The following is a 23,498-nucleotide window of genomic DNA, read 5'->3' as shown; positions in this document are numbered from 1 at the left end:
TATTAGAAAAATTATCAATCGAAATTCTTAGAGTAAAAAATGATGAAATCCATAAACCCTGCAACCGGAGAAGTAATTGCTGAGTATCAGCCTCACACAAATGCCGAAGTTGATCAAATTCTCAACAACAGTGAAGAGGCTTTCCGGGAATGGCAAAGTGTTCCCTTCAGCGAAAGATCTGATCTGTTAAAAAGAGCAGGGGAGATTCTTAGGAATCGAAAAGCTGAGTTTGCGAAACTCATGACTCTGGAGATGGGAAAGCCGATTGCCGGGGCTGAAGCAGAAGTTGAAAAGTGTGCATGGGTATGCGATTATTACGCAGAAAATGGAGAATCATTTCTTGCGGATCAGATAATTGAAACAGATGCAAAAAAGAGTTTTGTAACGTTCCGGCCTTTGGGCACTGTACTGGCAGTGATGCCCTGGAACTTTCCATTCTGGCAGGTTTTTCGGTTTGCTGTACCCGGAATGATGGCAGGCAATGCAGGAGTTTTAAAGCACGCGTCAAACGTCACCGGATCCGCGCTGGCAATTGAAGAGATATTTAAAGATGCCGGATTTCCTGAAAATCTCTTCAGTACTCTTAAAATAAGCAGCAGTGATGTAGCGCGCGTTATTGAGAGTCCAATCGTGAAGGCTGTAACGCTTACGGGAAGTGTGCCTGCGGGTAAAGCGGTGGCGAAGAAGGCAGGAGCAGAACTCAAGAAAACTGTATTGGAATTGGGCGGTAGTGATCCCTACTTGATTCTGGAAGATGCAGACCTTGAGAAGGCAATTCCAACATGTGTAAACAGCCGGCTCATCAACAACGGGCAGAGCTGCATTGCAGCCAAAAGGTTTATTGTTGTGGAGTCCAAACTGAAAGCGTTTGAAGAACGTTTTGTATCAGAGATGAAAAAAAGAACGATGGGTGATCCGATGAGCCGTGATTATGATTTAGGCCCTCAGGCACGAAATGATCTTCGGGATGAGCTTCATGATCAGGTTAAGCGAAGTGTAGATAAAGGTGCTAAATGCCTGTTGGGTGGAAAGATACCGGATCAAAAAGGTGCCTGGTATCCGCCTACTGTTCTTACAGATGTGAATCCGGGTATGGCTGCCTACGAAGAGGAACTTTTTGGCCCGGTGGCTGCAATCATCAAAGCACGGGATGAAGAGGATGCCGTTCGAATTGCAAACGATTCTATCTTTGGACTGGGGGCTTCTGTCTTCACAGAAGATTTGGAAAAAGGAGAGGAGATCGCATCCAAAAAATTGAATGCCGGAAACTGTTTTGTGAACTCTCTGGTGAAATCAGATTCGAGACTTCCGTTCGGCGGTATTAAAGAGAGTGGTTACGGACGCGAGCTGTCACATTTTGGGATACGGGAATTTGTGAATATTAAGACTGTTTATGTAGCGGAATAGTTCAAAGGCAAGAATCTGATTCTGTTAGATTAGATTCCGGGTACATAGCAATTGTTTTGTAACAGTTCATCCCCTGAAAACTCTTTATTGCTACACAAAACAATTTACTTATGGATTTGCTCACACGCTTACTCGGACTCTATATGTTGATCGACATCATTCGATACATCGCGAAACTTTCGGTTCAGCTGCTGACACTGCGAATCAAAGAGAGAATTCCGGTGCCGATTTTCAGGCAGAATGACCGATGAAGTCTTTCAATGAGAGTGGTTACGGTAGGTAACAACCCGTTTCCAGGTCAGGGTAACAAAAGCAAGAATGCTCAACAAAATCAGACCTCGCCCTAGTTTTGGCAGATAACCAAACTGTGGCAACACAGAACTAATCAGGGAAATCACTCCTGCATTTAGAAGGACGACAACAGACCACGCAGCCCATTCGGGGCCTCTTCTGGTTCCTGTCAGGAATTTGGGGAACATCCAGTAGGCAGTACCGATGATAAATTGAACCATCCATCCCCAAATAGCCAATTCGTAATGAACTGAGAGTAATCCCCAGACAGCCGGAAGAACTCCAGCGGCTTTCTCAATGAGTATCAGTCCTCCTATGAAAATCGAGATAAGAAGCCACATCAGGGAGATTTTCATCATCCATATCGATTGAAGCGGCATCATGCGTTTACCTCTCTTTTCTTTGATTTTTGCCGTCTTTTCTTCCTGGGTTGAAGCCTTGGCCAGATTTCGGCGATGTAACAAAGAAATGCTGTGACCTGGAGAAGAGCAGATAGAATGACAACTCCATTGAGCAGAGTGCTGCCGGGATAGAGGTGCAAGATCGGTTCAGAGATGAAACGTAAAATCAACCCGAGGTTGAGGGACCAGAACGTAGTCCAGACCAGTATAGACTCTCTCTTTTTCTTGTCGCGATATTTTCGAGGAAACATCCAGACGGATACACCAATGATCAACTGTGTAATCCACCCAATCACTAGCATGTGCCAGTAAACGGGCAGGAGTGAGATTTTACTGAAAAGTTCAAACTCACTTAAAAAAGCGAGAATTACTCCAAGCAGAAAATAAACCATTCCGGAACGGACAAACCAGCGCGTGGATGTAGGCATGGGTTAGAAAATTTATTAATAGAATTTGTAAGTATCAGTTGGCATAAAAGTTACCATCTCACCAAAGATACTGCAAAGTACAGGATAACGAGCCCCAGAACTAAATTTATTCTGCCACCCCAGCTGGATGCCTTTCGATATGTTTTGGTGAGGTCACTATCCGGTTTACTATCCATCAGCGTTGCCGCTTTGGGACCTAGCCAGAAATCGTGGATCGCCGTTACAATCAGCATCAGCGAGAATACAGTCAGTTTATTTAGCAGGGTAGTGCCATACATGCTTTTCCAAAAGGACATGGACAGTAGATCCTGGATGGAGTATCCGCGGCCAAGCAGCGCGGTGATTCCCGTAATAAAAAGAATAGGGAAGAGAAGCCAGCTCATTCGGCTAAAACGAGTGCCCAGTTCAGTGAATAGTAGTCCGCGTTGTGAAGCAAGTTTATTTCGGGTGGCCGGAACCAGAATAGCTACCATAAAGAGCATTCCACCGATCCAGAAGCAGGCAATGATGATGTGAATCAGTGCAGACCAAACGTACATTTAGATCGCTTTTGTGATATTAATTGGTAAATCGGACCGGCCTTTCAAATCCGGCCCGATAGTCATTTACAGCAATCGTCTCTTAAGCTGCGGGTATGAACCGTTCAGCCTTCTTGAATAAAATATTGTTCTCGAGATGAACGTGTCGGTGCAGGTCTTCCTCAAACCCTTTCAGGTTCTGATAAAGGATTTGATAAGTGGCACAGGCATCAGCAGGCGGTGTGAAACCGTTGCTGAGCTCATGAATCGCTTTCATCAGATCTCCGGCAGTTTCATGTTCATCTTCCATCAGTTCAAGCTCCTTTTTGAGCTTCTTAATCAACTCCTCGTCCGGAGTTTCTCCACTCTTCAAGCGTTCATGAATATTTTTGATAAGAGGGAAGACTCGCAACTCTTCTGATTCAAGGTGTTCAATCATTTCATTAGCCAGAGTTATAAAGTGCTGGTAAATCTCAATGTTTTCAGGATACCGTTCACCGTGCACTTTGGCTACTTTCGCAGCGTAGGCCGAAATTTCATCCACCTTTTTACGGACATAGGAGTGATGATTATTTATGATGTAATCGATGAGAAAATCGGGTTCCCAAGCTGTGAATTTATGATTTGAATTACGTTCATCTGTAAGATTTACAATTTTGAAGGTAACTTGATCTACATCAGCGCCATTCTTTTCGCAAGCAGTTGCGAGTGGAAGTCCTCCTCCACAGCAAAAGTCAATTCCATACTCTTTTAATACGCCCGCAGCATTGTAATTTTCTGCTACAATATCGCCTACGGTCATTTCTGATAAGTTCTTCTGATTCATAGATATTTAAGGATTTTTAGTGGTTATAGGCAGACCGCCGGAACGGCTATCTGCAAATTCTTTTAAAGTTGTATTTTTGAGGAAATTCTGAACATCATGAACATGGGTAATCAACGATGTGTAAAGTTTGTCGTGTCTATTTTTTAGCACATGGATATCAACCGGGTTTATAATCTCCAAATAAGAGGGGTTTGTCGCTTTGATGATTCGATAAAGCGTAATGGATGCGGCATTCATGTTTAATTGAACACCTCCGGCCGCTCCCTTTTGCGACCGGATAATGCCATTCTTTTTCAGTTTCTGAAATACTTTAACCAGGTATTCATTTGACAAGCCAAGTTGATGACTGATTTTCCGGGTCGGACAGACTTCATCCTCTCCGATGTTGGCCAGATACTCACAGGCTTTTATTGCGTATATACCTGATTCAGCAAGCATAGGTGTTCAGTGTAAAGGAATAATTGAACGGTTACTGTACCCGAAGAATACCTACCATTCCGGCCATATAGTGCCCCGGGAAGGTGCAGACAAAGTCGTAGTCACCTTTGGTTTCGGGCACGGTAAATTCCATCTCTACAGAGTCACCGCCACCAAGCATTGGGGTGTTGAAAATTACCTGATCTTCATAATCTGGCGCGATGAACTCATTGTCACGGGCCGACATGGAAGCTTGTGCAAACGCATCCGTATCTGTTCCAAGATCTACAATAGCTATGTTATGAGACATCGCCTGAGGCGGCATATTGCTCACTGTCTCAAAGATGATTTTAATCGTTTCACCGGGTTTTGCTTCAATCAGTTCCACATCAAATTTCATGTTGTCCTGTCCTTTGATGTGAACAGTTCTGATTTCATCACTTTCACCTGTGGCAAAAGCTGGTAGAGCGATTATAAGTGCTGTAAATAGTGTGATAAGTGTTTTAATTGTACGTTTCATGATTCTGTTAAATTTAGATTTAGTAAACTGTTTCTTTGATTTTGTCCGGTTATCGGACGATAAATTTTCCTTTGTGTCCCATTCGTTCGTGGGGGCGGCAGAAGTAGTTGTATTCTCCGGCTACATTCGGCTGATAAAACCAAACCTCACCTTTTTGAAGAATATCGGAATCAAAGGACTCTGCCTCTTCAGGTATACCAATTGGTCTGCGGTTATCGGGGTGGTAAGCCGTAACAGTATGTACACCTTCCTCCACAATAAACTTTAGCAGGTCTCCTTTACGGATTTCAATTTCAGCCGGTACAAACCTGGAATCTGCCATTGATCCCACAATTCGGATGGTAACGGTATCTGTTTCTGTTGGTTGAATTTGTTGTGCGTTCACTTCGTTAGAGGTCAGAAACATCAGGGCAATATGGAAGATGATCCATCTCACTGAACCAGCGATTCTATAAATTTTAAGTCATCATTCAGATCTCCGATAATTCCTTCAATCCTGCGGCTGATATTTCCAAACTTGTCTAAAACCGTAATCAGGTTTGAGTGATCGAAATGACCGTCGCTGCGTTCACGGTATTGAACTCCCAAAAGGGCGGCAAGCTGACGGATATCCGTCTGGCCGGCGGTTACAAAATTCCATCCGGGCAGATCGAGCTGCTCGTACTCTGCATACTTTTTCAGTGCCTCTGGTGTGTCATTTTTGTAATCAAAGCTGACTGCCAGAACGTGGACTTTCTCCTGAGTCTCTTCACTCAGAGAGGAGTAGAGTTTCCAGGTTCGCTGAATCAACATCGGGCAGGTTTCGGTACACTTACCATAAAACATCACCACGATCAAAGGTTGACCGGCAAAATCCTGAATCTGTACTTCTTCTCCGTTCTGGTTCATCCATAAAGTCGGAACCTGATAGAGTGATTCAGAGTGAAATGTATTGTCAGACTCCATCACTTTAGCGTGATGCGCGGCCTGACCGTGATCGTGCCCGTCTGAGTGACTGTGCTGGGCAGTTACGGCAGTGACCGAAACAAGTAACATCCATATTGAAATGGCTTTTAAAAATTTCATGTTAAATCTCCTTTTCATTGGCGCTCATATCGTAAGCACATCGGAATCCTAACATACCGGTTGTGCTTTTAGGTTTGAAGCTCATACGGGTAATGTACCGGATAGACATGGCGTAACTGTAAACAGTTGGGTCACCCTGCATGCGTCCGACAGTCCCGCAATCGAGAGAGATGTCATCTGCCACCGGAGGGTTAAAATCTTCGACCCACTCCATGATCAAACCGAAGAGATCTTTCACTCCGTATTGATTCTCAATTCCCGTTGATCCCACCTCACTTTTTGAGTTGGTATCCACAGCCGAGTACCACCCAATCAGCTCACTGCTAAATCGGTTGGCTTCGGTTGAGTTTTCAAAGTCCATTGCCTGTGCTGCAAACTCCCACTCATTAAGAGTTGGAAGTCTTCCGCCTTGCCAGCCGCAATAAGCATTAGCTGCAAACCACGAGACACGGGTTACGGGTTGATCCGGACTCTCTTTATCGCCAATCCGAAGATCCTCTTCCCAATGCCGCAAATAGTCGCTGCCTGCAAAGAGGGGAGAAATTTGTGATCGTCTCCATTCAGGGTTGGCTTTCAGAAATTGCAGATACTCTCCATTTGTTACTGCGGTAGTATCGAGTTTGAATGCATCAATCTGATGGGGTTCCCCTTCAACTTCCGGAAGTACTGAGTGAAAACTGCCTTCCGGTATGGTTACCGCGCGTTCCTGTGCCTGTACTCCTGCTGCCAGAATTAGAAGCAGGAGAGTCAGGACAGGTATCAGTCGATGATATGTCTTGAAAGGCAGTTTCATGACTTTACTTCTTAGGGCCGGCAACCAGGGTTCCGGTTGCACCTTTTTCGGCATCGGCGAATTCGTGGTCAATGAGAATATATTTGCCCTCTTCAGGAACTATAAATTCAATCGTAGCTGAATTTGAAGCGCCAAGAAGAACGGTCTGCATTCCGCGCATTTCATTAAATGGATGTCCTTCCATCCAGACGCGATCGAAAATTCCGCCAATTACGTGGAAACTGGACGTAAGGCTAGGGCCGTTATTTGAAAAGTGAATCCGTACTCTTTCTCCTGCATTGGCAGTGAGCGGCTGATCGTGAAGAATGGTTTGGTGACCGTTAAATACAACATGTGACGGTCTTTTATTCTGGGCAGCATCAAAGTCGTATTGGTAGAGATCGCCCGATCCTTTTTTCAGGTAATATTCAGACTGAACAACTACGTACTCTTCGTCTACTTTTTCATCGGTTTCGTAACCGTCTTTTGGTGAAACAACCACAACACCGTGCTGACCCATTGCAGTATGCATCAACACACTGGGAGTTCCGCAGTGATAAATATATGTTCCCGGATAGTTTGCCACCCAGTCAAACTCAATTGTTTCACCCGGAGCAATTGTTCTCCACTTATCATCTTTTGCAACGGTTCCGGAGTGGAAGTCCATGGAGTGGGGCATCGGCATGATTGCAGACTTTGTCCCCATGTAGTTATTCTCACGAATTTGTCGAAGGTAAGGGGATGGGTCGGCAGATTCAGATCCGTTCACACTTGCCTGAACCTCAAGATTTGCACTGGGTCCTCCCTGTCCTTCACTTTGCTGCATCATTTCAGCAATAGGCTGAGTGATTTCAACCATCTCGTCTGAACGGTTTTTCATGGTAAAGGTGATTCGATCACCTTCTTTCACATGAATAACCGGACCCGGCACCATTCCTCCGAATGTCCATGCGCGGTAACGGACTCCGCTGGCTACTTCTATTTCCTGTGTAAATGTGTCGAGACGAACGTGATGATGCTTGTTACCCTCATAATCCAGTTTTGCAAGTTTTGGCAGCATCGTTACATACTCACCCACAACAGGTGGTCCGTCGTAGTCGTCGGTATAGACTTTTGCTTCCGGCATACCAAAGGTCATGCCATCTATTTTGTACTCCTGTGTTTGCGCCTGCAGGTTCATCAAGCCCGCGATAAAAAATAGGATGAACGTTATAATTGATATGTTTTTGAAAAATTTCATAGCTAATATCTTTTGTTATTTCCGCAAAAGCGGATGTTTGTAGTGAAAAGGTTATGTATCAGCTATGATGCCGGGGAGGGGGTGCATTGGGCAGTATGTAATTCGTAAGCAGATTCTCTCCAATTTGAATGTATCTTCCATTTTGACTTGGCAGCAAGCCCAAAGCCGGTGAGTTGCTCATTTTGAGCGGAATCGGATAGTAGTCTACATCCAGTAGTTTTTCATCCTCCTCATGATCCATCTCACACTCTTTCTGAATATTCGTCAGGGCACACTGTAAAGCACAAACAACTCCTTCGCTTTCTGAAAGATCAACTTGTATTAATCTGCTGAAATCGTGGTGATTCAGTATAGACTCAATCATAGGCAAGGCCGGCTGAATTGTGCCCACTGCTATTGAGAGAATTAATATGATTGAGTAAATGCGTTTCATTGTTTGCTGTGAACCATTAAAAGACATCTTTGTCTTAAATATCGCAATTGAATGTTAAGAGATTATAAAGATAAAAGACAATCTTATCTTTTTATTCTAATAAATAAATCATTGAAAGAGTGGAAACAACTATTTGATGTCTTGTAAACATCACTCATTGAAAAGAGTCAATTGGGGTATTATCTACGATATATCAAAAGTCTAATTGAGATAACCCATTGAGAGTGAAAGAAGAGACAGAAAGTGAGAAAATCAAAGGCAGGAAGTTTGATGTGAGACGGGTGAAGTAGGAACTTATAATTAATGTACAGCGTAAACCGGGCACCATTAATATATTACAAGTCTTAAGAGCTGTAGCCGTCGGTGAGGGTTCATTGGCCAAACAAATTTTAAATAGCCCAGATCTGACAGGTTTTCGGTAACTTGTCAGGCCTCCGTTGTATCATAAACTCGTCTGACGAGGGTGGATTAGGGTGTTGATGGTTTGATTTCGGCAATCAGCGCGTCATATCCGGCTTCATGCATCTTCTTCTGAATTTTCTTCTGCATCTTGTCTGAATCACAAAGGGCAATCATGGCTCCGCCGCCACCGCCACCGGTCAGTTTGGCTCCCAGAGCGCCACTGTTTCTGGCGATTTCAATCAAATCCTCAACTTCAGGATAGGAGACACCCAATGTATTGAGATAGCCGTGATTCATATTCATAATCATACCTAATTCATTCAGATCACGTTTCTCAATTGCCAGTTTGGAGGCAAGTGCCAGCTCATCCATCTGCTTAAATATCTTTTCATACCACTGCGGATATTTCTGCGCCTGTTCTCTTACCTGTTTCACCATTTTGGATGTCATACTCTCCACACCGCTCAATCCGATGACGATTGGTATTGGCTCATTCAGGGAGAGTGTCTCCATTTTGGGAGGTGTTCCCTTCTGAAACATGATCAGGTTTCCATAGGTGGAGACGGTGTTGTCTATACCGGATGCGCCGCCATGCACAATATTCTCAGATTCAAACGAGAGTCGGCGAACATCGTCATCACCTAAGCCAAGCTCAAAATGCTTATCCAGTGCCCGGATAATGGCCACAGCAAGTGCTGCCGATCCACCCATACCCATAGCACGGGGTACCTCGGGAAACACCTCTATATTCATTGGTCTGTTTCTCAGATCCAGATGATCCAACATCATCTCCAGGGATTTATAGATTGAGTATTTGTGATCCGCTCCAAATTCTATGGTCTGCTCCACTCCCCATCTTGGAATCAAAAGCCGCACACCCTTATCGTGATCCCAAACCTTTGCCTTCATCTTCAGGGTGATGGGAGCTGCAACAGCGTGTGTACCGTGAACGACTGAGTGCTCACCGGTCAGAATTATTTTTCCATAACCGAAAGACATCTCGCTGTCATCATCAGGCAGGGAAATTTTTCCGGTTGCACCAACTTTCTGCTCTCCCTTCAGCTCTTCAATAATTTCCTTCGCTTTCCAGACTTTGATCTCCCCGCTTTCTACAAGCCGTTCCAATACTTTTTCAAAGAGTTCAGCCGGAGCACCGGCAGTGCTGGCCACACTGCGCGCATGGAGGGTCATGTGTCCGCGCTGGATACCCTCCGTGCCGAGAGAGCGAAGTGCGGAGAAGTTTTGCGCCAGCCCCACAGCTCCCATCACTTCGGCCAGTTCAGTGGCAGATTCAATTCCCAATATTCGATGAGCAATCCCTACAGCCCTATTTGATTTCAGAGACCCGCCAACGGTTCCGACTTTCAGCGGTATATCGATGGTGCCGACCAGATCGCCGTTCTCGTTTTTGTACCAGTTGGTGAGCGATGTGTATCGTCCGCTCCGGGCAGCATAGGCATGAGCTGCCGCTTCAATGGCGCGCCAGTCATTTCCTGTGGCAATGGCCAGCGGATCAATTCCATTCATGATTCCCTTATTGTGGGTCGAAGCCCGGTAGGGATCGATTGCTGCAAATTCTGCAGCACGGATAATTCCATCGCGTACCTCTTTTCCTGAGGAGTCGTTGAAATCCAGATATTGAGTTGGAATTACGCACTTTGACCGAACCATGGCGCGATCGGTCAAATTGGAGAGTATTCTAAGATACACTTTTGATCCCGACGTCTTCTCGATCAGTGGGGCAACTCCCTCACACATACTGTTCACCAAATTGGCTCCCATTGCATCGCGCGTATCCACCAACAGGTGAACCACAACCATGCTGCCCGGATGACGATCCTGCTGATGAATCATCACCTCGAGATCGATTGCGCCACCACCGCGCTTCACCATGTTGGGGTGGAGACTGTTGGCTAGATTCAGAATTTCCTGCTTCTCCTGCAGAATAGCGTGACGAACCTTCATCGGATGCCGAACATCCACAAGCTGAATCTGCCCGATCAGGATCGGATCATCCGATTCTGACTCAAACCCACCGGCATTTCGGACTACTTTTGCAGCAGAGCTTACCGCAGCCAGAATAGAGGGTTCCTCAACAACCATCGGCACCACATAGGGCTTTTCATTAATCAGAAAATTGAGGCCGAGTCCCATCGGCAGGCCGAACACCCCGATTACATTTTCAATCATCTTGTCGGCATCATCTTGAGAGAGAAGATGCATCTGTTCACGGAGAGCTACATAATCTTCCTGGTTCAGAATCTCTTTCTCGCGGAGTACGTCAAGGCGGTTTTCAACACTGTACTTGTAGAACTTGGGGATTCGGGATTTGTCGTTGTTGCTCATTTGTAAATTCAGCCAGGCGTTAAATTTAAATCAATTCGAAAAGGGGAGAGTTAGGTGAATTCAGCGAAGAGTTACTCAATATTCATGGTATGTACAACTTTCATACCGGTCGGATTCATTCGGAGATCCATCACATCAAACATACTTTCACCAATAATCTGTCGGATTTGATCGGCAACAGCTGCACTTTTGCAAAAGGCCACACCGATATCACCGCCACCGGCACCGGACGGCTTGTACACTCCGCCAAAGCGCTGTACCAACCGGCAAATCTCTTGATGAACATCTGAGATGATCTCCGTACCACTCTCTTTACCAAGTAGATACTCCTGATCCTTGAATAGATTTACAATCTCGAGAAAGGAATCCGTATCGCTATTGGCAAATGCCTCAGATCCCCGGTATGAAAGCTCCATCATACTTCTCATAATAGAGTCGTAACGGAGTGGGTTCCGATCGCGAAACTCGTTTACATTGTTTACGAAGCTTCGAGTAGAGGCAGCGTAACCGGCCCAGATTGTAACCATATGAAGATCGTCCGGCCACTCATGCGGTACCACCTGGCCATTCAGTTTATCGATCGATTCCGGCATGGTGTAACTCATCACACCGCCGGTTGCACTGGCTGCAATATCGGTTCCGCTTCCGAGTTTACCCTGGGCATGCCGATGGGCCAAAAAAGCTTCCCTGTAAAGATCCTCAGGTTCAATATGTTGATTCATGTACTCCATCAAAGCTGAAAGGATAGAGACTGTCAGGGCTGCGCTTGAACCGAGGCCGAACTTATGCCCGGTGGTTTTGTGATAAAATGGAACGGTATCTATTTCGATATAAGCACCGGGAATTTTACCGTATCTCTGCGTTACATACTTAATCATCGAGAGTACGAATCGAAGCTGATTCGCCTCTTTTGTTGAGAGTGGATTCCGGAAATGTGCATCACCGTCGGAATCGAGGGTAAACTGAATTTCCGGGAGTTTCAGGTTTTTAGTACGAATCTGAAATGTGCTGTTATAGAGCGGTGCTACTTTTACAATACAATGGCGATCAACAGCGGTAACGAGTGCCGGAGCGTGTTCAAGAACGGCATATTCACCAAGTAGAATTAGCTTGCCGGGTGATTTTACGCAAATGGATGATTCGTGCATTCTGTTAATTATTCTTTACGGTTTGTTGATCATCAGATACAATGGTGGCACCCGGTCCCGGTTTTGCTTCAATAATTTGTTTCACACCTTCAACGGATAACATCGCCTGTTTAACCAGCTCGGCTCGTCCCGGCAGACACAATACTTTCACCTGAGGGCCGGCATCCATTGTTACATAGGCTGCTATACCTTTTTTTCTCAGGTTCCAGATGGTATGAATCATTTTTGTAGTTGCAGCATTCCAATATAGAATGGGGCTTCTTGCAGACATTGCCAGTCCATGCATTTTAAAACAGCTATGTTCGGTTAGTTCTCCAACCTTTTCAAAATCTTTATTGCTGATGGAACGCCGCATCTCGTCCAGATCCTCATTCTGACTCTCCACCCACCCCCGATAAAAAGGGGAAGTTTTTGCAGTTCGAACCATTCCTTCGGTTGAACCGATCTCCTTTTTATTGGCTGATGTGACGGCTATCAGCAGGCGTAAATCCCAGTAAGAGTCGTTATAAAGACCCTGGGCAAAATCATCTGAATCATCGTTGAGGGAGCTACCGCACCTCATTTCAGCAAAACCGCCATAAATTGAACGGGCGGCAGATCCGGAACCCTGCCTGGCCAATTTTGATAACTCCTTATCCGTTAACTGTAAATTCATACCTTGATTGGCCGCGATTGCAAGTGCTGCAAAACCGGATGCTGATGATGCCAGTCCGGCTCCGGTAGGAAAATTATTGGAAGTAGAAATTTTTGCTCGGGGCCGCTTAATGGTACCTGCCGCTAGATCCAGAAAAGTTGAAACCCTCTCCAGCGGTTCACCTGCTACAATACGATGATCCAGTTGCAGGATGTCATTTTCCAGGTGGTCATCAAACTGAAGTGTTGTGGTTGTCTGAAGGGCGTCGAGGGTGAGTGAGATAGAACCGACAGCCGGCAGATTTAAATCAACGGATCGCTTTCCCCAATACTTAATCAGGGCAATATTGGCATGAGCCTTTGCTGTAACCGGATTGTATGTAAAATCTGCGATGATTCGTTTCCTTTTGCTGTTCACAAACGTTGCTTCGTGATATCAAAATAGACTTACTAAGATACGTGATTTTCATCAGCATCGGTAGGACTTTTTGAACATCAATAGGTTTGGAAATCGTTCGGCAGACATTGGAAGAGTATCGTCTAAAAATCATCGTTAATCATTTTGATGACACATGTTCTACTAAATGATGAAAACCTGACAGTTCTGACTTTCACTTATCCTTCAGCTTCATCACTTTCACTTTCCACTCTTCAGGGAGTGTCATCAGGTATTCCCATTTGAAGGGGGTATCGTTCTCAGCCTCCATCTGGTAGTAGAGCGGTTTGGGGTCGTGGTCATTAATAAACACAAATGCTTCTCCCGGTTTCAGTTCCTCAAACGCATCAAATACCATATCGTGCCGTTTAGCGGGAGGGAAGGGGCGAACATCGAACTTGTTTACCACGGTGATATCCGTTGCATCGATATCATTTTCGGCATTCTTTGTGATATGAATAACGGTTTCACTCTCATCCTGTTTTTTGTATTCCCAGCTATGCTCGCCTTCAAATTTCTTTTGAAAGATAGAGTGGATCTCCTCCGGACTTTCAGAAGCCCTGATCTCCATCGTATCACCCGGCAACATCATCCCGTAGCGGTGAAAGATGGTGTATTTCCAATCCTTTTTGTCCGCTTTTTGAAGATCAATCAGAGTTGAAACGTTATCGGATTTGTCTGATTCTGAATCAGCCGTTCGCGTTACTTTAACCTTCCACTCTTCAGGATCTCGTTTAATATACTCCCAGTCTACCACATCGCCGAAAACGGATCTGAATTCGTAATAGAGCGGTTTGGGGTCGTGATCATTGATGAACGTAAAACTCTCTCCCGCAGGTAGTTCAGAAAATAATTTGTGAAGCTTTTCATGTCGTTTGATGGGTACGAGTGTCCGTACATCGAGAACGTCTTTAATTTTGTTCATAGTAAACTGATAATGATGAATAGTTTTGTTTCTGTTACTGATCTTCGTTTTCCTGACGCCAATAGTTATTTGCGGCAGCTACGGTTTGAAAATGGATCGCAATAACCTGGGAACTGGCAATCAATGCATCGGGATCTTTTGAATAGACATCACGCAGCATAAAAAGCACATCTTTATCGGGCTGGGTGGAGGTGACTCCTTTACGGGCTAGTTGTATCGCAACTTCAAATCCCTCTTCAGCTGTTTCTGTAATAAGACTTAACGATTGCTTCTCCTCCTGATTTGGATTTTCTGTCTGTTGAGCGAATATGGAGAATGACGTTCCTAATAAAAAGAGATTAAGCAGGATGACAATTTTCATAACTATCTATATTGTATGTAAGGTTTTAGGATGAATTTCTATCTTATCTTGATGCAGTAGGTACACGAATGGTCACCTTCAGCAATAAATTTTGTCCGTTCCACGGGTCCGTCAAAGAGCTTTTCATAAAACTCAGCTTCAAGCCGGCAGGGCAGGCGGGTCTCTTTAATCACTTCACTAAACGGGCAGTTGCACTCCTTAATCGTAACCTTGTCTTCATTGATTTCATGTTCCGGCATAAACCCCTCTTCACTCAGCATCTCATTCAGCTTTATAAGCTTTGACGCCTGATCCGGTTCGTTCTCCATCAGGTATGAAGCCCGCTGAAATCTCTTGTCCCAAAAACGAGTAAAAAATTGCTCAATCTCCTCATCATTTCCGTTCTCTTTCAGGAACTGAATCAGATCTCGCAGCATGTTAGACTCCTGACTTGGAAAAAGTTGCTGTCCCTTTTGTGAAAGTGAATACTGCAGGCTGGGGCGGCCGGGGCCCGATCGTACAAATTCGCGGATGATGTACCCATCCCGTTCAAGTTGTAAAAAGTGTTCTCTCAACGTCGTTTTCGCAAGATCGGTTAGCTCAACGGCCTCATCAAGCTGAAGTGTGCCCCGTGCTTTTATCAGATTTAAAATCTCCTCTTTTGATCCGGATACCATCATTTTGTCAGGGTTTAATTTTTATTTATTTCACGATTCAGTTTCGGGATAATCCCGGTGCGAAGAAGTCGAAACAGTGCATCCGTTTGTGAGAAAAAGTTCTCCATATCCTGAAATACCGTTTTCATCGTTGCGCATACTCCCTCAACCCGCTCAGGGTGAGAATTTATCTCATTGATTTTTTGGATGTGATCTGTGATCTGATGCTCATCCTGGACGATCAATTCGATGGTTCGATTATAATTTTTTGCATCCCTATCCAGTATGGCACTGTTGCTCGCTTGGATTGAAGTTAATAGTGGATTGATTGTTTTATTCAACATCATAAAAATCAGCTGAATCTTTTGTATGATCTCATTCAGGTGCCAGTGCATCTTTTTGATGATGGGATATTGAATGCCGTGAACTTTGCACACACGGTGAAAGTTTGATTCTAAATCTCGACACTGTTTGATTAAATCCTTCTCGTACCCCCTGAGGGTTGTTTCTAACTCTTTCGGTGACCGTATTTTATAGTCCTTCTCTTGATTCTGATATTGATTTTTGTCTGTCCTGGCCTGTTTTCTTAACCACTTGAGCAATTCCTCCTCATTCCACTGCTTTTCAGAACAGATTTGCAGAAGGGTTTTATTCTCATTCAATTCTGTTTGAATTCCTATGGAGCGAAGTAAATCTTCGGTTGTCTCATGGGCAGAGATAATCTCCTGAAGGGTAGAGTGTGTTTTTAGTTGGTGTAAAGCTCTTGTTTTCATAGTGCAGAAAGATTTCGTCTTTTTTCACTCACATAAAATAAGAGGAGATTCAGGTAAAATCAATAAAAACGTAAAAAACCGATTTTAAAGTTGAAAATATCTGAAGCTCTCAATACCTTTCATTTGGATATAAAAGTAGGGGCGGGTTGGATCCAAAGATGGAGCTGGCCGAGAGTTTCAAGCAAGAAATACCAAATTTTAAATTCGAATTATGGCAGAAACAGAACAGATCCTTGATGTAACAAAAATTGCTCCTCCCAAAAAGCATTCAACCATTTTTCAGACTTTTGATGAATTGAATCCGGGAGATGCATTTATCATCAAAAATGATCACGATCCCAGACCACTGAAATTTCAATTTAAATTTGAAAGGGAGGGGCAGTTTGAATGGGATTATCTCCAAGAGGGTCCTGAGAAATGGAGAGTGAGAATCAGTAAAATTATATCTTATAAGTAATAGACCTTACAGGTTTTGAAAACTTGTCAGGTCTCAATTGGTAATAAAAAAATGTCCATTCAAACAGGACACATACGACGCAGGGTGGTCCGGAAACTGAGGAGTGTCATCGATCCGGAGCTGGGTGTCAACATCGTTGACCTGGGGTTGGTATACCAGATCCGCTTCGATGATCAAAAGATCGCGGTTGAGTTCACAACCACGACGCCGGGCTGCCCTATGCGTCGTTATCTGCAACAGCAGGTTGAAAAAGCCGTTAAGGAGATCATCCAGGAAGAAGAACAGCTATCTTCATTCGAAGTGAACATGGTCATGAAACCGGACTGGAAAGTTGAAATGATTAAACCCGGCGTGGAGTTTTTTGCCGTACCGCCTCCGCCAAGGGGATGATCTGACAGCGTGGTTCTGTGCCTTTTTTGAACCTCCTGTCAGCGTCAGAAATTTTTGATTTTAATTCCAACGCTCACAGATCCTCCGGATGCTTTCAGGTTGATTGAACCACAGTAATTTTATCCAAAATGAACAAAACAACGGTACTGAATACGCTTTTCGGAGTTCTTCTTTTTACGGCCGGTATCGGGCTGCTGCTGGGACTCTATGCCGGATTGATCAGGCTGGGAATTCTGCTTCCATCGGCTCTTGAGATCGGCGCGATGGCACACGGTCCGCTCATGATAAACGGATTTTTGGGAACGCTGATCTCCCTGGAACGGGGCGCAGCCCTGGAAAAACTGTGGACCTACATCGCTCCAATGTCATTTGCACTCTCCACCATTTTATTGATGGTCGGGTTTGCACCACTCGGTGGTTATTTTCTCATCCTTGGCACCATCACACTTTTTCTGATAATGGGCTATCTCTGTTACATACAGAGCGTCAACCACCACTACATTATGGCCGGCGGTGCACTGGCTCTGCTAATTGGTAATCTGCTCTTCATTTTTCAAGTGCCAATTTATGGATTGATCGGTTGGTGGATTGCTTTTCCGCTCCTCACCATTTTTGGTGAACGGCTGGAATTAAACCGGATCATGCGTCCGCCACAGAAAGCCGTAAATCTATTCTCTATTCTCATTATCGGCTGGTTCCTGACATTGGCAGGTGTTCATTTTCAAAGAAACCTGTTCTGGATGATCGGCTCGCTCTTTTTAATTGGAATTGCCGCCTGGCTGATCCGGTATGATGTTGCCCGAAAAACAATCAAAATGTCGGGATGGACAAAATACAGTGCCTGGAGCCTGCTTACTGGCTACGGATGGATTATTGTCGGTGGCATGATTGGGATTGTTATTGGAATGCCCAAAGCCGGGGCTTTATATGATGCGATTCTGCACATCTATTTTGTAGGATTTGTATTTAGTATGATCTTTGCCCATGCGGCCGTGATCATCCCTTCATTAACCGGAAAAATTGTACCCTATAGCCGATATTTCTATCTGCCGCTGATTCTGCTGCACGGCTGTTTGATTCTGCGAATTGCCGGTGACCTGTTCTTTTGGGATATGATTAGGAAAATCGGTAGCTACGGAAATATTGCGGCAATACTGCTGTTCCTGGGAGGAATTATGATTCAACTGATCCGAAGTCGATATGAATGAAATAATGAGTAATCAAAAATCTCCCCTCGAGGGGAGATTTTTAACTGAAAACAAATCACATGAATAAAACAGACATCCGCAACAAGGAAGATATCCGAACGATGGTCTATGCATTTTACGGAAAAGTAAGAGAGGATGAACGCCTCGGATATATTTTCAACGATGTGGCAAATGTTGATTGGGGTTCTCACCTGCCGAAGATGGTTGAATTCTGGTCTAAAATGCTGTTTCAAACGGAGGGTTATCGTGGACGGCCGTTCAGGAAACATATGCCGTTACCGATTAAACCGGCGGATTTTTCCATTTGGTATGGGCTGTTTCGGGAGACGGTGGATGAATATTTTGAAGGAGAAAAAGCTGAATTTGCCAAAGATCTGGCGGGACGCATCGCCGCGTCTTTTTCAGTGCGAATGGACATGGCGGGCAAGTTTAATCAAGATTAATATTAAAAAAGGAGAAGATGATGAATAATCGAATGGGAATAATTGGGGTTGTCACAGTTATCATTTCAATTTTTATGGGAATGTCGCTCTATGAATCGAACGAATCAGAGAAGGCAGAACCTGAATCCCAGGAGTTGCACAACATTATGCGGCTGCTGATGCTGGATATCCACACAATTAATGAAGGAATCTATACTCAAAATTTTGATCTGATCGAGACCGGTGCTGCAAATATTAATCAGCATGCGCCCCTCTCTGACCAAAGCAGGCAGCTGGTCATGGACACCCTGGGCGAGCGCATGGCACAGTTTGGAGAGTTCGATGATGTGGTCCATAGCTACGCTGATTCTATCCGTGATGCCGCGATTGAAAAGAATATGGGGCGTGTACTTGAACAGTACAGAATTGTGGAGCAGGGTTGTGTGAGCTGCCATGCGGCGTTTCAGAACGAAATACGTCAGGCCAGAATTCAGTAATTGTACTGTGATTCCATACCGCAAACTGATATTTTCAGGTTGATTTTTGAACCTGATGGACCCGCATGTACGAACAGCTCTATAATAGTATTCATGAACACGTTACACTGAGCGAGGAGGAGTGGGAGCTCTGTAAGGCGAGTTTTATTCCCAAAAGAATGCGAAAGCGCCAGTTTCTGCTCCAGAGCGGTGATGTTTGCCGTCGGCTTGCTTTTATCGAAAAAGGGGCGCTTTTTTCCTACTCGCTGGATGAGAATGGGAATCAAAATGTGATACAGTTTGGGTTTGAAGGGTGGTGGATAGCCGATCTCTACAGCTTTTTAACGGATGAACCTTCTGAACTGAACATTGAAGTACTTGAAGAGAGCGAGCTGCTGATGATTGACCGGGATCAGAATAATGAACTGATGGAGAAGGTGCCGGCTTTTGCAAATTACAACCGAATTCTATTTCAGAATGCATTTGTGGCCCTACAGCGCAGAATCAAAAACACCATTGGTCTCTCGGCTGAAGAGAAATACACTCGTTTTCTTGAAGACTATCCTCAAACAAAAGAGAGAGTACCCCAGCATTTAATTGCATCATTCCTTGGCATGACACCGGAAACCCTAAGTCGTGTGCGCCGCAGTCTTACTAAATCTTGACATAGATCAATACAATTTCTTGATCTGTATCAATGTCGCCTCACTGCATGGTTTTTATCATAAGTTAGATTAAAAAAAGACTCAACAAATCATGCCAATTACAAAACAGACCGTTGCTATTATAGGCAGTAAATCGATACTGGGTGTGTCCATTGCAAAAGGGTTATGCAGTGAAAATTACAAGCTGCTCCTCTTCGATGAAGATGATACATTTGCAGGTCAACTATCTGATCAGATATGTGCTGAAATTGAAGGGGCAGAAGTAGAAGTGATTGAGTGCCAGCATATGGCATGCTGGGAAGCTGATGTTGTTGTTATTGCAAACCCCGTCAATGATATAAACAGATTGTCTGAAAAAATTCGAGAGGTAGCAACCCAGAAAATTGTTGCAGTTCTATTGAAAGAAACCGACTTGCAGCAGCTTGAGTTGGTGGAGCGTGGTTTTCCCCATTCAAAAGTGGTAGGAGTTATTCCGTCCGATTACGATAAAGAGTCTGTTCAACTGATGACAAAGCACACAAGGGCTCTGCGAACCGTTAAGGAGATGGTAGAGAAAGCCGGTTTCAAGCCCCTTCTAAAAGAATTAAAGCCTCACTAAGGAATTGGTAAGAAAAAGATTAGACAAGAATATTTACAGTACAAAGATTCAACATTAAAAAATATATCATAGAAACAATGAACTTAATAGATGCACTGAACTGGCGATACGCCACAAAACGCATGAACGGTCAACAGGTTCCTGAAGAGAAAATTGAAAAAATTTTAGATTCCATTCGGCTTTCAGCTTCTTCGATGGGACTTCAGCCGTATACCATTTTTACGGTGACAAACGAAGAGTTGAAAAAGAAACTTCAACCGGCTGCATACAACCAGCCGCAGATTGTTGAAGGTTCCCATCTGATTGTATTTGCGGCCTGGGATGACATCAGCGAGCAGCAGATTGACGAATACATGCAAAATATCGCCGATGTGCGCGGTGTAACCCTCGATTCGCTGACAGATTTCAGAAATTCATTGATCAACACAGTGCAGAGCCGAACACCTGAAGAGAGATATGAATGGGCAGCGCGGCAGGTTTATATCGCATTGGGTACCGCTTTGACCGCTGCCGCCGTGGAGCAGGTGGACGCCACGCCAATGGAGGGGTTCATTCCGGAAAAAGTGGATGAGATTTTAAATCTGCGTGAAAAAGGATTGCGCAGCGTCGCAATGATGGCATTAGGGTACCGGGATGAAGAGAATGACTTCCTGGCCGGTGCAAAAAAAGTCCGCCGAGAGAAAGAGAAACTGATTCTGCATCTGAATTAATGTATGATTTCGTCTCCAATCTTGTATGAAATATGATAAAGTCTCCCCTAACAAGGGGAGATTTAGAGGGGTGTACAAAAGCTTTTAAAAAACTAACAATCAAACAAACAACACAAACCAAAAACCAATAATGAAGAAGATAACAGCACTTTTAACATTTTTAATTCTACCATTAACGATCATCGCTCAGGATACCTGGGTTGAAGATCCGGCACACTCTGCTCTTGGATTTACAGTAACCCACCTGGGTATTGCAGATGTTCCGGGCACTTTTGATGATTTTGACGTAGTCATCACCGCATCTGAAGCTGATTTTAGCGATGCACAGGTTGAGCTGACGGTTCAAACCGCATCGGTAAACACGCGGGTACAGGATCGTGATGATCACTTGAGAAGCGACGATTTCTTCCACGTAGAGCAGTATCCGGAGATGACCTTCAAAAGTCACTCAATCAGAGAAGTGGAAGAGGGAGTCTATGAACTGACCGGAGACCTGACACTGCTGGAAACCACACTTGAGGTAACCGTAACGATGGTGCATCGCGGAACGATTGAGAATCCAATGGCCGATGGAGCACCGGTAGCCGGTATCCAAATCACGGGTGTGATTGACCGTTCCGACTTCAACCTTGGAAACGGATTTCCACCGCCAATGATCAGCAATCGCGTTGAGATCAAGGCAGACGGCGAATTTATGATTCAGTAAGAGAATCAGTTAATCTCAAGCTGATTAGATATTAGCCACGGAAGCACGGAGTAGATCTACATTTCCGTGCTTCCGTGGCATTACTTTTATTCACAAAAATCAAATAAAATTACATTGAATCAACCGATTAAGACACCACAAAAAATTGCTTATTTCATTTTCAGAGTAACCCTCGGCGTTACGTTTGCAGCATTCGGAGCATCCAAGATATTTATTCAGGGAACCGGTAATTTTGCCGAGTATATGATGAATCAATTTTCGGGACTGTTACCTGAATTTCTACTGATTCCGTTTGTATACACATTGCCTTATGCTGAGCTACTGCTTGGTCTGATGTTAATCGCGGGCCTTTTTAGTGTGTTCACATTAACCGCTACCGGTTTATTGGTTGTTGCGCTGACTTTTGGCGCTGTAATCGGTGTGGATCCCGCTACCACGGCAAACAACCTGATTTATGCAATCATCATATTTTTTCTGCTCTGGAATATGGATGCAAATTTCTGGAGCATCGACAACAAAATAGGACGCACGTATGAATAACTTGAAAAGCCTGAATCCCGAAACAAAAAATGAGCCGATCTACGTAGATATCTGGTCGGATATTGTCTGCCCGTTCTGCTACATCGGCAAGCGAAACTTTGAAAACGCAGTGGAACAGTCCGGATTGAAGGATTCGGTGAAAGTCGTGTGGCACAGTTTTGAGCTGGCGCCCGATGCAGAGACCAATCCGGATGCTTCAATCTATAAAGAGCTTGCCAAACGAAAAGGATGGAATATGGAGCAGTCGAAGCAGATTCACAAACAGATGGAGCAGCGGGCAAAGGAGTCGGGATTGGATTATAACTTCGATAAAACGATCCCCGCTAACAGCTTTAAAGCACACCGGCTGCTGCACCTGGCAAAGATACACGATGTCCAGAATGAGGTGAAGGAGTTACTCTTTAAAGGATATTTCACAGATGGAAAAAATATAGATGATGATATCTATCTGATTGAAGTCGGAGAAGAAGCCGGTTTGAAAGAGAAAGAGATCCGATCGGCTATGAATCGTGATGACATTGAAAAAGAGATTGAAGAGGATATCCAACATGCCCGGAAACTGGGAATACAGGGGGTTCCGTTTTTTGTGCTGGATCAGAAGTATGCCGTTTCCGGAGCTCAGCCGGTTGAAGCGTTTGTTCAGGCTCTTGAAAAAGTAAAAGAGGAGAGAAAGGAAGCAGATTCTACCATAGAAGGTGAAGTCTGCGGCCCTGACGGGAACTGCTGAAAAATAGTGAACAAATAAGCTCCCCTCCTTATAAAGGAGGGGAATCGTTAAATAAATTATCATAGACTACTATTTAATTTTCGATTACTAATCATGAAAACACCATACAAAGCCCCGGCCGGAACATCGGTCGGGCACATACACCTGAAAGTGACCGATTTGGATCGTGCACTGAAATTTTACCGTGATCTGCTCGGTTTTGAACTGACTACCATGTACGGGGATCAGGCGGCCTTTTTATCGGCCGGCGGTTATCATCACCATATTGGACTGAATACGTGGCACAGCAAGGGAGGTCCACCGTCACCGCAGCGTGCGGCAGGACTCTATCATACCGCTTTTCTCTATCCAACACGAAAAGATCTGGCCGTTATTGTAAAGCGGTTGATAGATGAAGGATACCCGATTTCGGGCGCGAGTGATCACGGTGTCTCGGAAGCGATCTATCTGAATGATCCGGATGGAAACGGAGTGGAGCTCTATCGCGACCGGCCCAAAGAGGAGTGGCACTATCGGGATGATGGCTCCATTAAGATGGTTACTGAACCGCTTGATTTGGCAGATTTGTTGAATGAATTGGATAACTAATTATTTAGATTTTTAAAACCCTCCAAGGGTTTGG

32 protein-coding genes are annotated in these 23,498 nt (G+C 44.5%); 14 read left to right on the top strand and 18 right to left on the bottom strand.

All coding sequences use genetic code 11. The annotated features are described in order from the left end of the window. Positions 1-42: 42 nt before the first annotated feature. On the top strand, positions 43-1,407 hold the full coding sequence (locus tag BG260_RS06890) for an aldehyde dehydrogenase family protein (RefSeq protein ID WP_069131306.1): 1,365 nt from the start codon (positions 43-45) through the stop codon (positions 1,405-1,407). A gap of 110 nt (positions 1,408-1,517) precedes the next feature. Next, positions 1,518-1,658 (top strand): hypothetical protein, encoded by a 141-nt coding sequence (locus tag BG260_RS14150; RefSeq protein WP_176719450.1) that lies wholly within the window; start codon positions 1,518-1,520, stop codon positions 1,656-1,658. Between the two features lie 6 nt (positions 1,659-1,664). Here the strand turns inward: BG260_RS14150 and BG260_RS06885 are convergent, their stop codons facing one another. The 18 genes from BG260_RS06885 to BG260_RS06800 form a co-directional block, all read right to left on the bottom strand. Beyond that, positions 1,665-2,081 carry a hypothetical protein gene (locus BG260_RS06885; RefSeq protein WP_069131228.1) on the bottom strand — a complete coding sequence of 139 codons (417 nt, stop codon included), beginning with the start codon at positions 2,079-2,081 and terminating at the stop codon, positions 1,665-1,667. Then, positions 2,078-2,527 (bottom strand): heme-copper oxidase family protein, encoded by a 450-nt coding sequence (locus BG260_RS06880; protein ID WP_069131227.1) that lies wholly within the window; start codon positions 2,525-2,527, stop codon positions 2,078-2,080. The genes BG260_RS06885 and BG260_RS06880 overlap by 4 nt, the downstream gene beginning before the upstream one ends. Positions 2,528-2,577: 50 nt before the next feature. Then, positions 2,578-3,066, bottom strand: coding sequence for a CopD family protein (locus BG260_RS06875; RefSeq protein ID WP_069131226.1), 489 nt, complete (start codon positions 3,064-3,066; stop codon positions 2,578-2,580). Between the two features lie 82 nt (positions 3,067-3,148). Then, a complete protein-coding gene (gene ric / locus BG260_RS06870; RefSeq protein ID WP_069131225.1) occupies positions 3,149-3,871 on the bottom strand; it encodes an iron-sulfur cluster repair di-iron protein in 723 nt (240 codons plus the stop codon). 6 nt (positions 3,872-3,877) lie between these two features. Next, the gene (locus tag BG260_RS06865; RefSeq protein WP_069131224.1) at positions 3,878-4,309 is read right to left on the bottom strand and encodes an RrF2 family transcriptional regulator; all 432 of its coding nucleotides are present in this window, start codon (positions 4,307-4,309) and stop codon (positions 3,878-3,880) included. Between the two features lie 31 nt (positions 4,310-4,340). After that, positions 4,341-4,808 carry a plastocyanin/azurin family copper-binding protein gene (locus BG260_RS06860; RefSeq protein WP_069131223.1) on the bottom strand — a complete coding sequence of 156 codons (468 nt, stop codon included), beginning with the start codon at positions 4,806-4,808 and terminating at the stop codon, positions 4,341-4,343. Positions 4,809-4,857: 49 nt separating this feature from the next. Then, positions 4,858-5,244: a cupredoxin domain-containing protein gene (locus tag BG260_RS06855; protein ID WP_069131222.1), complete on the bottom strand. Its 387-nt coding sequence runs from the start codon at positions 5,242-5,244 to the stop codon at positions 4,858-4,860. Then, a complete protein-coding gene (locus BG260_RS06850) occupies positions 5,241-5,873 on the bottom strand; it encodes an SCO family protein (protein WP_069131221.1) in 633 nt (210 codons plus the stop codon). Before BG260_RS06850 ends, BG260_RS06855 begins: the two co-directional genes overlap by 4 nt. 1 nt (position 5,874) lies before the next feature. Beyond that, entirely contained in the window at positions 5,875-6,666 is a 792-nt protein-coding gene (locus BG260_RS06845; RefSeq protein ID WP_069131220.1) for a formylglycine-generating enzyme family protein, read from the bottom strand. A gap of 4 nt (positions 6,667-6,670) precedes the next feature. Then, on the bottom strand, positions 6,671-7,885 hold the full coding sequence (locus BG260_RS06840; RefSeq protein WP_069131219.1) for a multicopper oxidase domain-containing protein: 1,215 nt from the start codon (positions 7,883-7,885) through the stop codon (positions 6,671-6,673). A gap of 58 nt (positions 7,886-7,943) precedes the next feature. Then, on the bottom strand, positions 7,944-8,318 hold the full coding sequence (locus BG260_RS06835) for a hypothetical protein (protein ID WP_141691536.1): 375 nt from the start codon (positions 8,316-8,318) through the stop codon (positions 7,944-7,946). A 468-nt stretch (positions 8,319-8,786) separates the two neighbouring features. Then, positions 8,787-11,066: a hydroxymethylglutaryl-CoA reductase, degradative gene (locus BG260_RS06830; RefSeq protein WP_069131217.1), complete on the bottom strand. Its 2,280-nt coding sequence runs from the start codon at positions 11,064-11,066 to the stop codon at positions 8,787-8,789. A 71-nt stretch (positions 11,067-11,137) separates the two neighbouring features. Beyond that, positions 11,138-12,214 (bottom strand): mevalonate kinase family protein, encoded by a 1,077-nt coding sequence (locus BG260_RS06825; RefSeq protein WP_069131216.1) that lies wholly within the window; start codon positions 12,212-12,214, stop codon positions 11,138-11,140. 4 nt (positions 12,215-12,218) lie between these two features. After that, complete coding sequence (mvaD, locus tag BG260_RS06820; RefSeq protein ID WP_218089741.1) at positions 12,219-13,265, bottom strand: diphosphomevalonate decarboxylase; 1,047 nt, start codon at positions 13,263-13,265, stop codon at positions 12,219-12,221. Between the two features lie 193 nt (positions 13,266-13,458). Further along, on the bottom strand, positions 13,459-14,208 hold the full coding sequence (locus BG260_RS06815; protein ID WP_069131215.1) for a DUF2249 domain-containing protein: 750 nt from the start codon (positions 14,206-14,208) through the stop codon (positions 13,459-13,461). A gap of 34 nt (positions 14,209-14,242) precedes the next feature. Then, positions 14,243-14,518 carry a hexameric tyrosine-coordinated heme protein gene (locus BG260_RS06810; protein WP_069131304.1) on the bottom strand — a complete coding sequence of 92 codons (276 nt, stop codon included), beginning with the start codon at positions 14,516-14,518 and terminating at the stop codon, positions 14,243-14,245. 89 nt (positions 14,519-14,607) lie between these two features. Further along, a complete protein-coding gene (locus BG260_RS06805; RefSeq protein ID WP_069131214.1) occupies positions 14,608-15,228 on the bottom strand; it encodes a helix-turn-helix transcriptional regulator in 621 nt (206 codons plus the stop codon). An 11-nt stretch (positions 15,229-15,239) separates the two neighbouring features. Beyond that, the gene (locus tag BG260_RS06800; protein ID WP_069131213.1) at positions 15,240-15,977 is read right to left on the bottom strand and encodes a hypothetical protein; all 738 of its coding nucleotides are present in this window, start codon (positions 15,975-15,977) and stop codon (positions 15,240-15,242) included. A gap of 211 nt (positions 15,978-16,188) precedes the next feature. On the opposite strand from BG260_RS06800, the gene BG260_RS06795 reads away from it, so the two are divergent. The 12 genes from BG260_RS06795 to BG260_RS06740 all read left to right on the top strand — a co-directional run bounded on the left by BG260_RS06795 (position 16,189) and on the right by BG260_RS06740 (position 23,464). Further along, entirely contained in the window at positions 16,189-16,434 is a 246-nt protein-coding gene (locus BG260_RS06795; protein ID WP_069131212.1) for a DUF2249 domain-containing protein, read from the top strand. A 51-nt stretch (positions 16,435-16,485) separates the two neighbouring features. Further along, on the top strand, positions 16,486-16,824 hold the full coding sequence (locus tag BG260_RS06790; RefSeq protein ID WP_069131211.1) for a metal-sulfur cluster assembly factor: 339 nt from the start codon (positions 16,486-16,488) through the stop codon (positions 16,822-16,824). Between the two features lie 128 nt (positions 16,825-16,952). After that, positions 16,953-18,032 (top strand): hypothetical protein, encoded by a 1,080-nt coding sequence (locus BG260_RS06785; protein WP_069131210.1) that lies wholly within the window; start codon positions 16,953-16,955, stop codon positions 18,030-18,032. Positions 18,033-18,091: 59 nt separating this feature from the next. Continuing rightward, a complete protein-coding gene (locus tag BG260_RS06780) occupies positions 18,092-18,475 on the top strand; it encodes a group III truncated hemoglobin (protein ID WP_069131209.1) in 384 nt (127 codons plus the stop codon). A 17-nt stretch (positions 18,476-18,492) separates the two neighbouring features. After that, the gene (locus BG260_RS06775; protein ID WP_069131208.1) at positions 18,493-18,951 is read left to right on the top strand and encodes a hypothetical protein; all 459 of its coding nucleotides are present in this window, start codon (positions 18,493-18,495) and stop codon (positions 18,949-18,951) included. A 65-nt stretch (positions 18,952-19,016) separates the two neighbouring features. Next, positions 19,017-19,595 (top strand): Crp/Fnr family transcriptional regulator, encoded by a 579-nt coding sequence (locus BG260_RS06770; RefSeq protein WP_069131207.1) that lies wholly within the window; start codon positions 19,017-19,019, stop codon positions 19,593-19,595. Positions 19,596-19,686: 91 nt separating this feature from the next. Continuing rightward, the gene (locus BG260_RS06765; protein WP_069131206.1) at positions 19,687-20,193 is read left to right on the top strand and encodes an NAD(P)-binding domain-containing protein; all 507 of its coding nucleotides are present in this window, start codon (positions 19,687-19,689) and stop codon (positions 20,191-20,193) included. 77 nt (positions 20,194-20,270) lie between these two features. Beyond that, entirely contained in the window at positions 20,271-20,903 is a 633-nt protein-coding gene (locus BG260_RS06760) for an NAD(P)H-dependent oxidoreductase (protein WP_069131205.1), read from the top strand. A gap of 130 nt (positions 20,904-21,033) precedes the next feature. Continuing rightward, complete coding sequence (locus BG260_RS06755) at positions 21,034-21,609, top strand: YceI family protein (protein WP_069131204.1); 576 nt, start codon at positions 21,034-21,036, stop codon at positions 21,607-21,609. A gap of 114 nt (positions 21,610-21,723) precedes the next feature. Further along, positions 21,724-22,149 carry a MauE/DoxX family redox-associated membrane protein gene (locus tag BG260_RS06750; RefSeq protein WP_069131203.1) on the top strand — a complete coding sequence of 142 codons (426 nt, stop codon included), beginning with the start codon at positions 21,724-21,726 and terminating at the stop codon, positions 22,147-22,149. Further along, positions 22,142-22,876 carry a DsbA family oxidoreductase gene (locus BG260_RS06745; protein WP_218089740.1) on the top strand — a complete coding sequence of 245 codons (735 nt, stop codon included), beginning with the start codon at positions 22,142-22,144 and terminating at the stop codon, positions 22,874-22,876. Before BG260_RS06750 ends, BG260_RS06745 begins: the two co-directional genes overlap by 8 nt. 93 nt (positions 22,877-22,969) lie before the next feature. Then, positions 22,970-23,464: a VOC family protein gene (locus BG260_RS06740; RefSeq protein WP_069131202.1), complete on the top strand. Its 495-nt coding sequence runs from the start codon at positions 22,970-22,972 to the stop codon at positions 23,462-23,464. Positions 23,465-23,498: the final 34 nt, after the last annotated feature.

The sequence above is a fragment of the Rhodohalobacter halophilus genome, assembly GCF_001715195.1.
Taxonomy (GTDB): Bacteria; Bacteroidota; Rhodothermia; order Balneolales; family Balneolaceae; genus Rhodohalobacter; species Rhodohalobacter halophilus.
Note: the sequence above shows the minus strand (reverse complement) of the source record. Positions and strands in the feature narration are given on the sequence as shown.

What these genes read in the sequence shown, in the direction of transcription:
- BG260_RS06890 (WP_069131306.1), top strand. Translation starts at nt 43, where the DNA reads ATGAAATCCATAAACCCTGCAACCGGAGAAGTAATTGCTGAGTATCAG.
- BG260_RS14150 (WP_176719450.1), top strand. Translation starts at nt 1,518, where the DNA reads ATGGATTTGCTCACACGCTTACTCGGACTCTATATGTTGATCGACATC.
- BG260_RS06885 (WP_069131228.1), bottom strand. Translation starts at nt 2,081, where the DNA reads ATGATGCCGCTTCAATCGATATGGATGATGAAAATCTCCCTGATGTGG.
- BG260_RS06880 (WP_069131227.1), bottom strand. Translation starts at nt 2,527, where the DNA reads ATGCCTACATCCACGCGCTGGTTTGTCCGTTCCGGAATGGTTTATTTT.
- BG260_RS06875 (WP_069131226.1), bottom strand. Translation starts at nt 3,066, where the DNA reads ATGTACGTTTGGTCTGCACTGATTCACATCATCATTGCCTGCTTCTGG.
- ric (WP_069131225.1), bottom strand. Translation starts at nt 3,871, where the DNA reads ATGAATCAGAAGAACTTATCAGAAATGACCGTAGGCGATATTGTAGCA.
- BG260_RS06865 (WP_069131224.1), bottom strand. Translation starts at nt 4,309, where the DNA reads ATGCTTGCTGAATCAGGTATATACGCAATAAAAGCCTGTGAGTATCTG.
- BG260_RS06860 (WP_069131223.1), bottom strand. Translation starts at nt 4,808, where the DNA reads ATGAAACGTACAATTAAAACACTTATCACACTATTTACAGCACTTATA.
- BG260_RS06850 (WP_069131221.1), bottom strand. Translation starts at nt 5,873, where the DNA reads ATGAAATTTTTAAAAGCCATTTCAATATGGATGTTACTTGTTTCGGTC.
- BG260_RS06845 (WP_069131220.1), bottom strand. Translation starts at nt 6,666, where the DNA reads ATGAAACTGCCTTTCAAGACATATCATCGACTGATACCTGTCCTGACT.
- BG260_RS06840 (WP_069131219.1), bottom strand. Translation starts at nt 7,885, where the DNA reads ATGAAATTTTTCAAAAACATATCAATTATAACGTTCATCCTATTTTTT.
- BG260_RS06835 (WP_141691536.1), bottom strand. Translation starts at nt 8,318, where the DNA reads ATGAAACGCATTTACTCAATCATATTAATTCTCTCAATAGCAGTGGGC.
- BG260_RS06830 (WP_069131217.1), bottom strand. Translation starts at nt 11,066, where the DNA reads ATGAGCAACAACGACAAATCCCGAATCCCCAAGTTCTACAAGTACAGT.
- BG260_RS06825 (WP_069131216.1), bottom strand. Translation starts at nt 12,214, where the DNA reads ATGCACGAATCATCCATTTGCGTAAAATCACCCGGCAAGCTAATTCTA.
- BG260_RS06815 (WP_069131215.1), bottom strand. Translation starts at nt 14,208, where the DNA reads ATGAACAAAATTAAAGACGTTCTCGATGTACGGACACTCGTACCCATC.
- BG260_RS06805 (WP_069131214.1), bottom strand. Translation starts at nt 15,228, where the DNA reads ATGATGGTATCCGGATCAAAAGAGGAGATTTTAAATCTGATAAAAGCA.
- BG260_RS06800 (WP_069131213.1), bottom strand. Translation starts at nt 15,977, where the DNA reads ATGAAAACAAGAGCTTTACACCAACTAAAAACACACTCTACCCTTCAG.
- BG260_RS06795 (WP_069131212.1), top strand. Translation starts at nt 16,189, where the DNA reads ATGGCAGAAACAGAACAGATCCTTGATGTAACAAAAATTGCTCCTCCC.
- BG260_RS06790 (WP_069131211.1), top strand. Translation starts at nt 16,486, where the DNA reads ATGTCCATTCAAACAGGACACATACGACGCAGGGTGGTCCGGAAACTG.
- BG260_RS06785 (WP_069131210.1), top strand. Translation starts at nt 16,953, where the DNA reads ATGAACAAAACAACGGTACTGAATACGCTTTTCGGAGTTCTTCTTTTT.
- BG260_RS06780 (WP_069131209.1), top strand. Translation starts at nt 18,092, where the DNA reads ATGAATAAAACAGACATCCGCAACAAGGAAGATATCCGAACGATGGTC.
- BG260_RS06775 (WP_069131208.1), top strand. Translation starts at nt 18,493, where the DNA reads ATGATGAATAATCGAATGGGAATAATTGGGGTTGTCACAGTTATCATT.
- BG260_RS06770 (WP_069131207.1), top strand. Translation starts at nt 19,017, where the DNA reads ATGTACGAACAGCTCTATAATAGTATTCATGAACACGTTACACTGAGC.
- BG260_RS06765 (WP_069131206.1), top strand. Translation starts at nt 19,687, where the DNA reads ATGCCAATTACAAAACAGACCGTTGCTATTATAGGCAGTAAATCGATA.
- BG260_RS06760 (WP_069131205.1), top strand. Translation starts at nt 20,271, where the DNA reads ATGAACTTAATAGATGCACTGAACTGGCGATACGCCACAAAACGCATG.
- BG260_RS06755 (WP_069131204.1), top strand. Translation starts at nt 21,034, where the DNA reads ATGAAGAAGATAACAGCACTTTTAACATTTTTAATTCTACCATTAACG.
- BG260_RS06745 (WP_218089740.1), top strand. Translation starts at nt 22,142, where the DNA reads ATGAATAACTTGAAAAGCCTGAATCCCGAAACAAAAAATGAGCCGATC.
- BG260_RS06740 (WP_069131202.1), top strand. Translation starts at nt 22,970, where the DNA reads ATGAAAACACCATACAAAGCCCCGGCCGGAACATCGGTCGGGCACATA.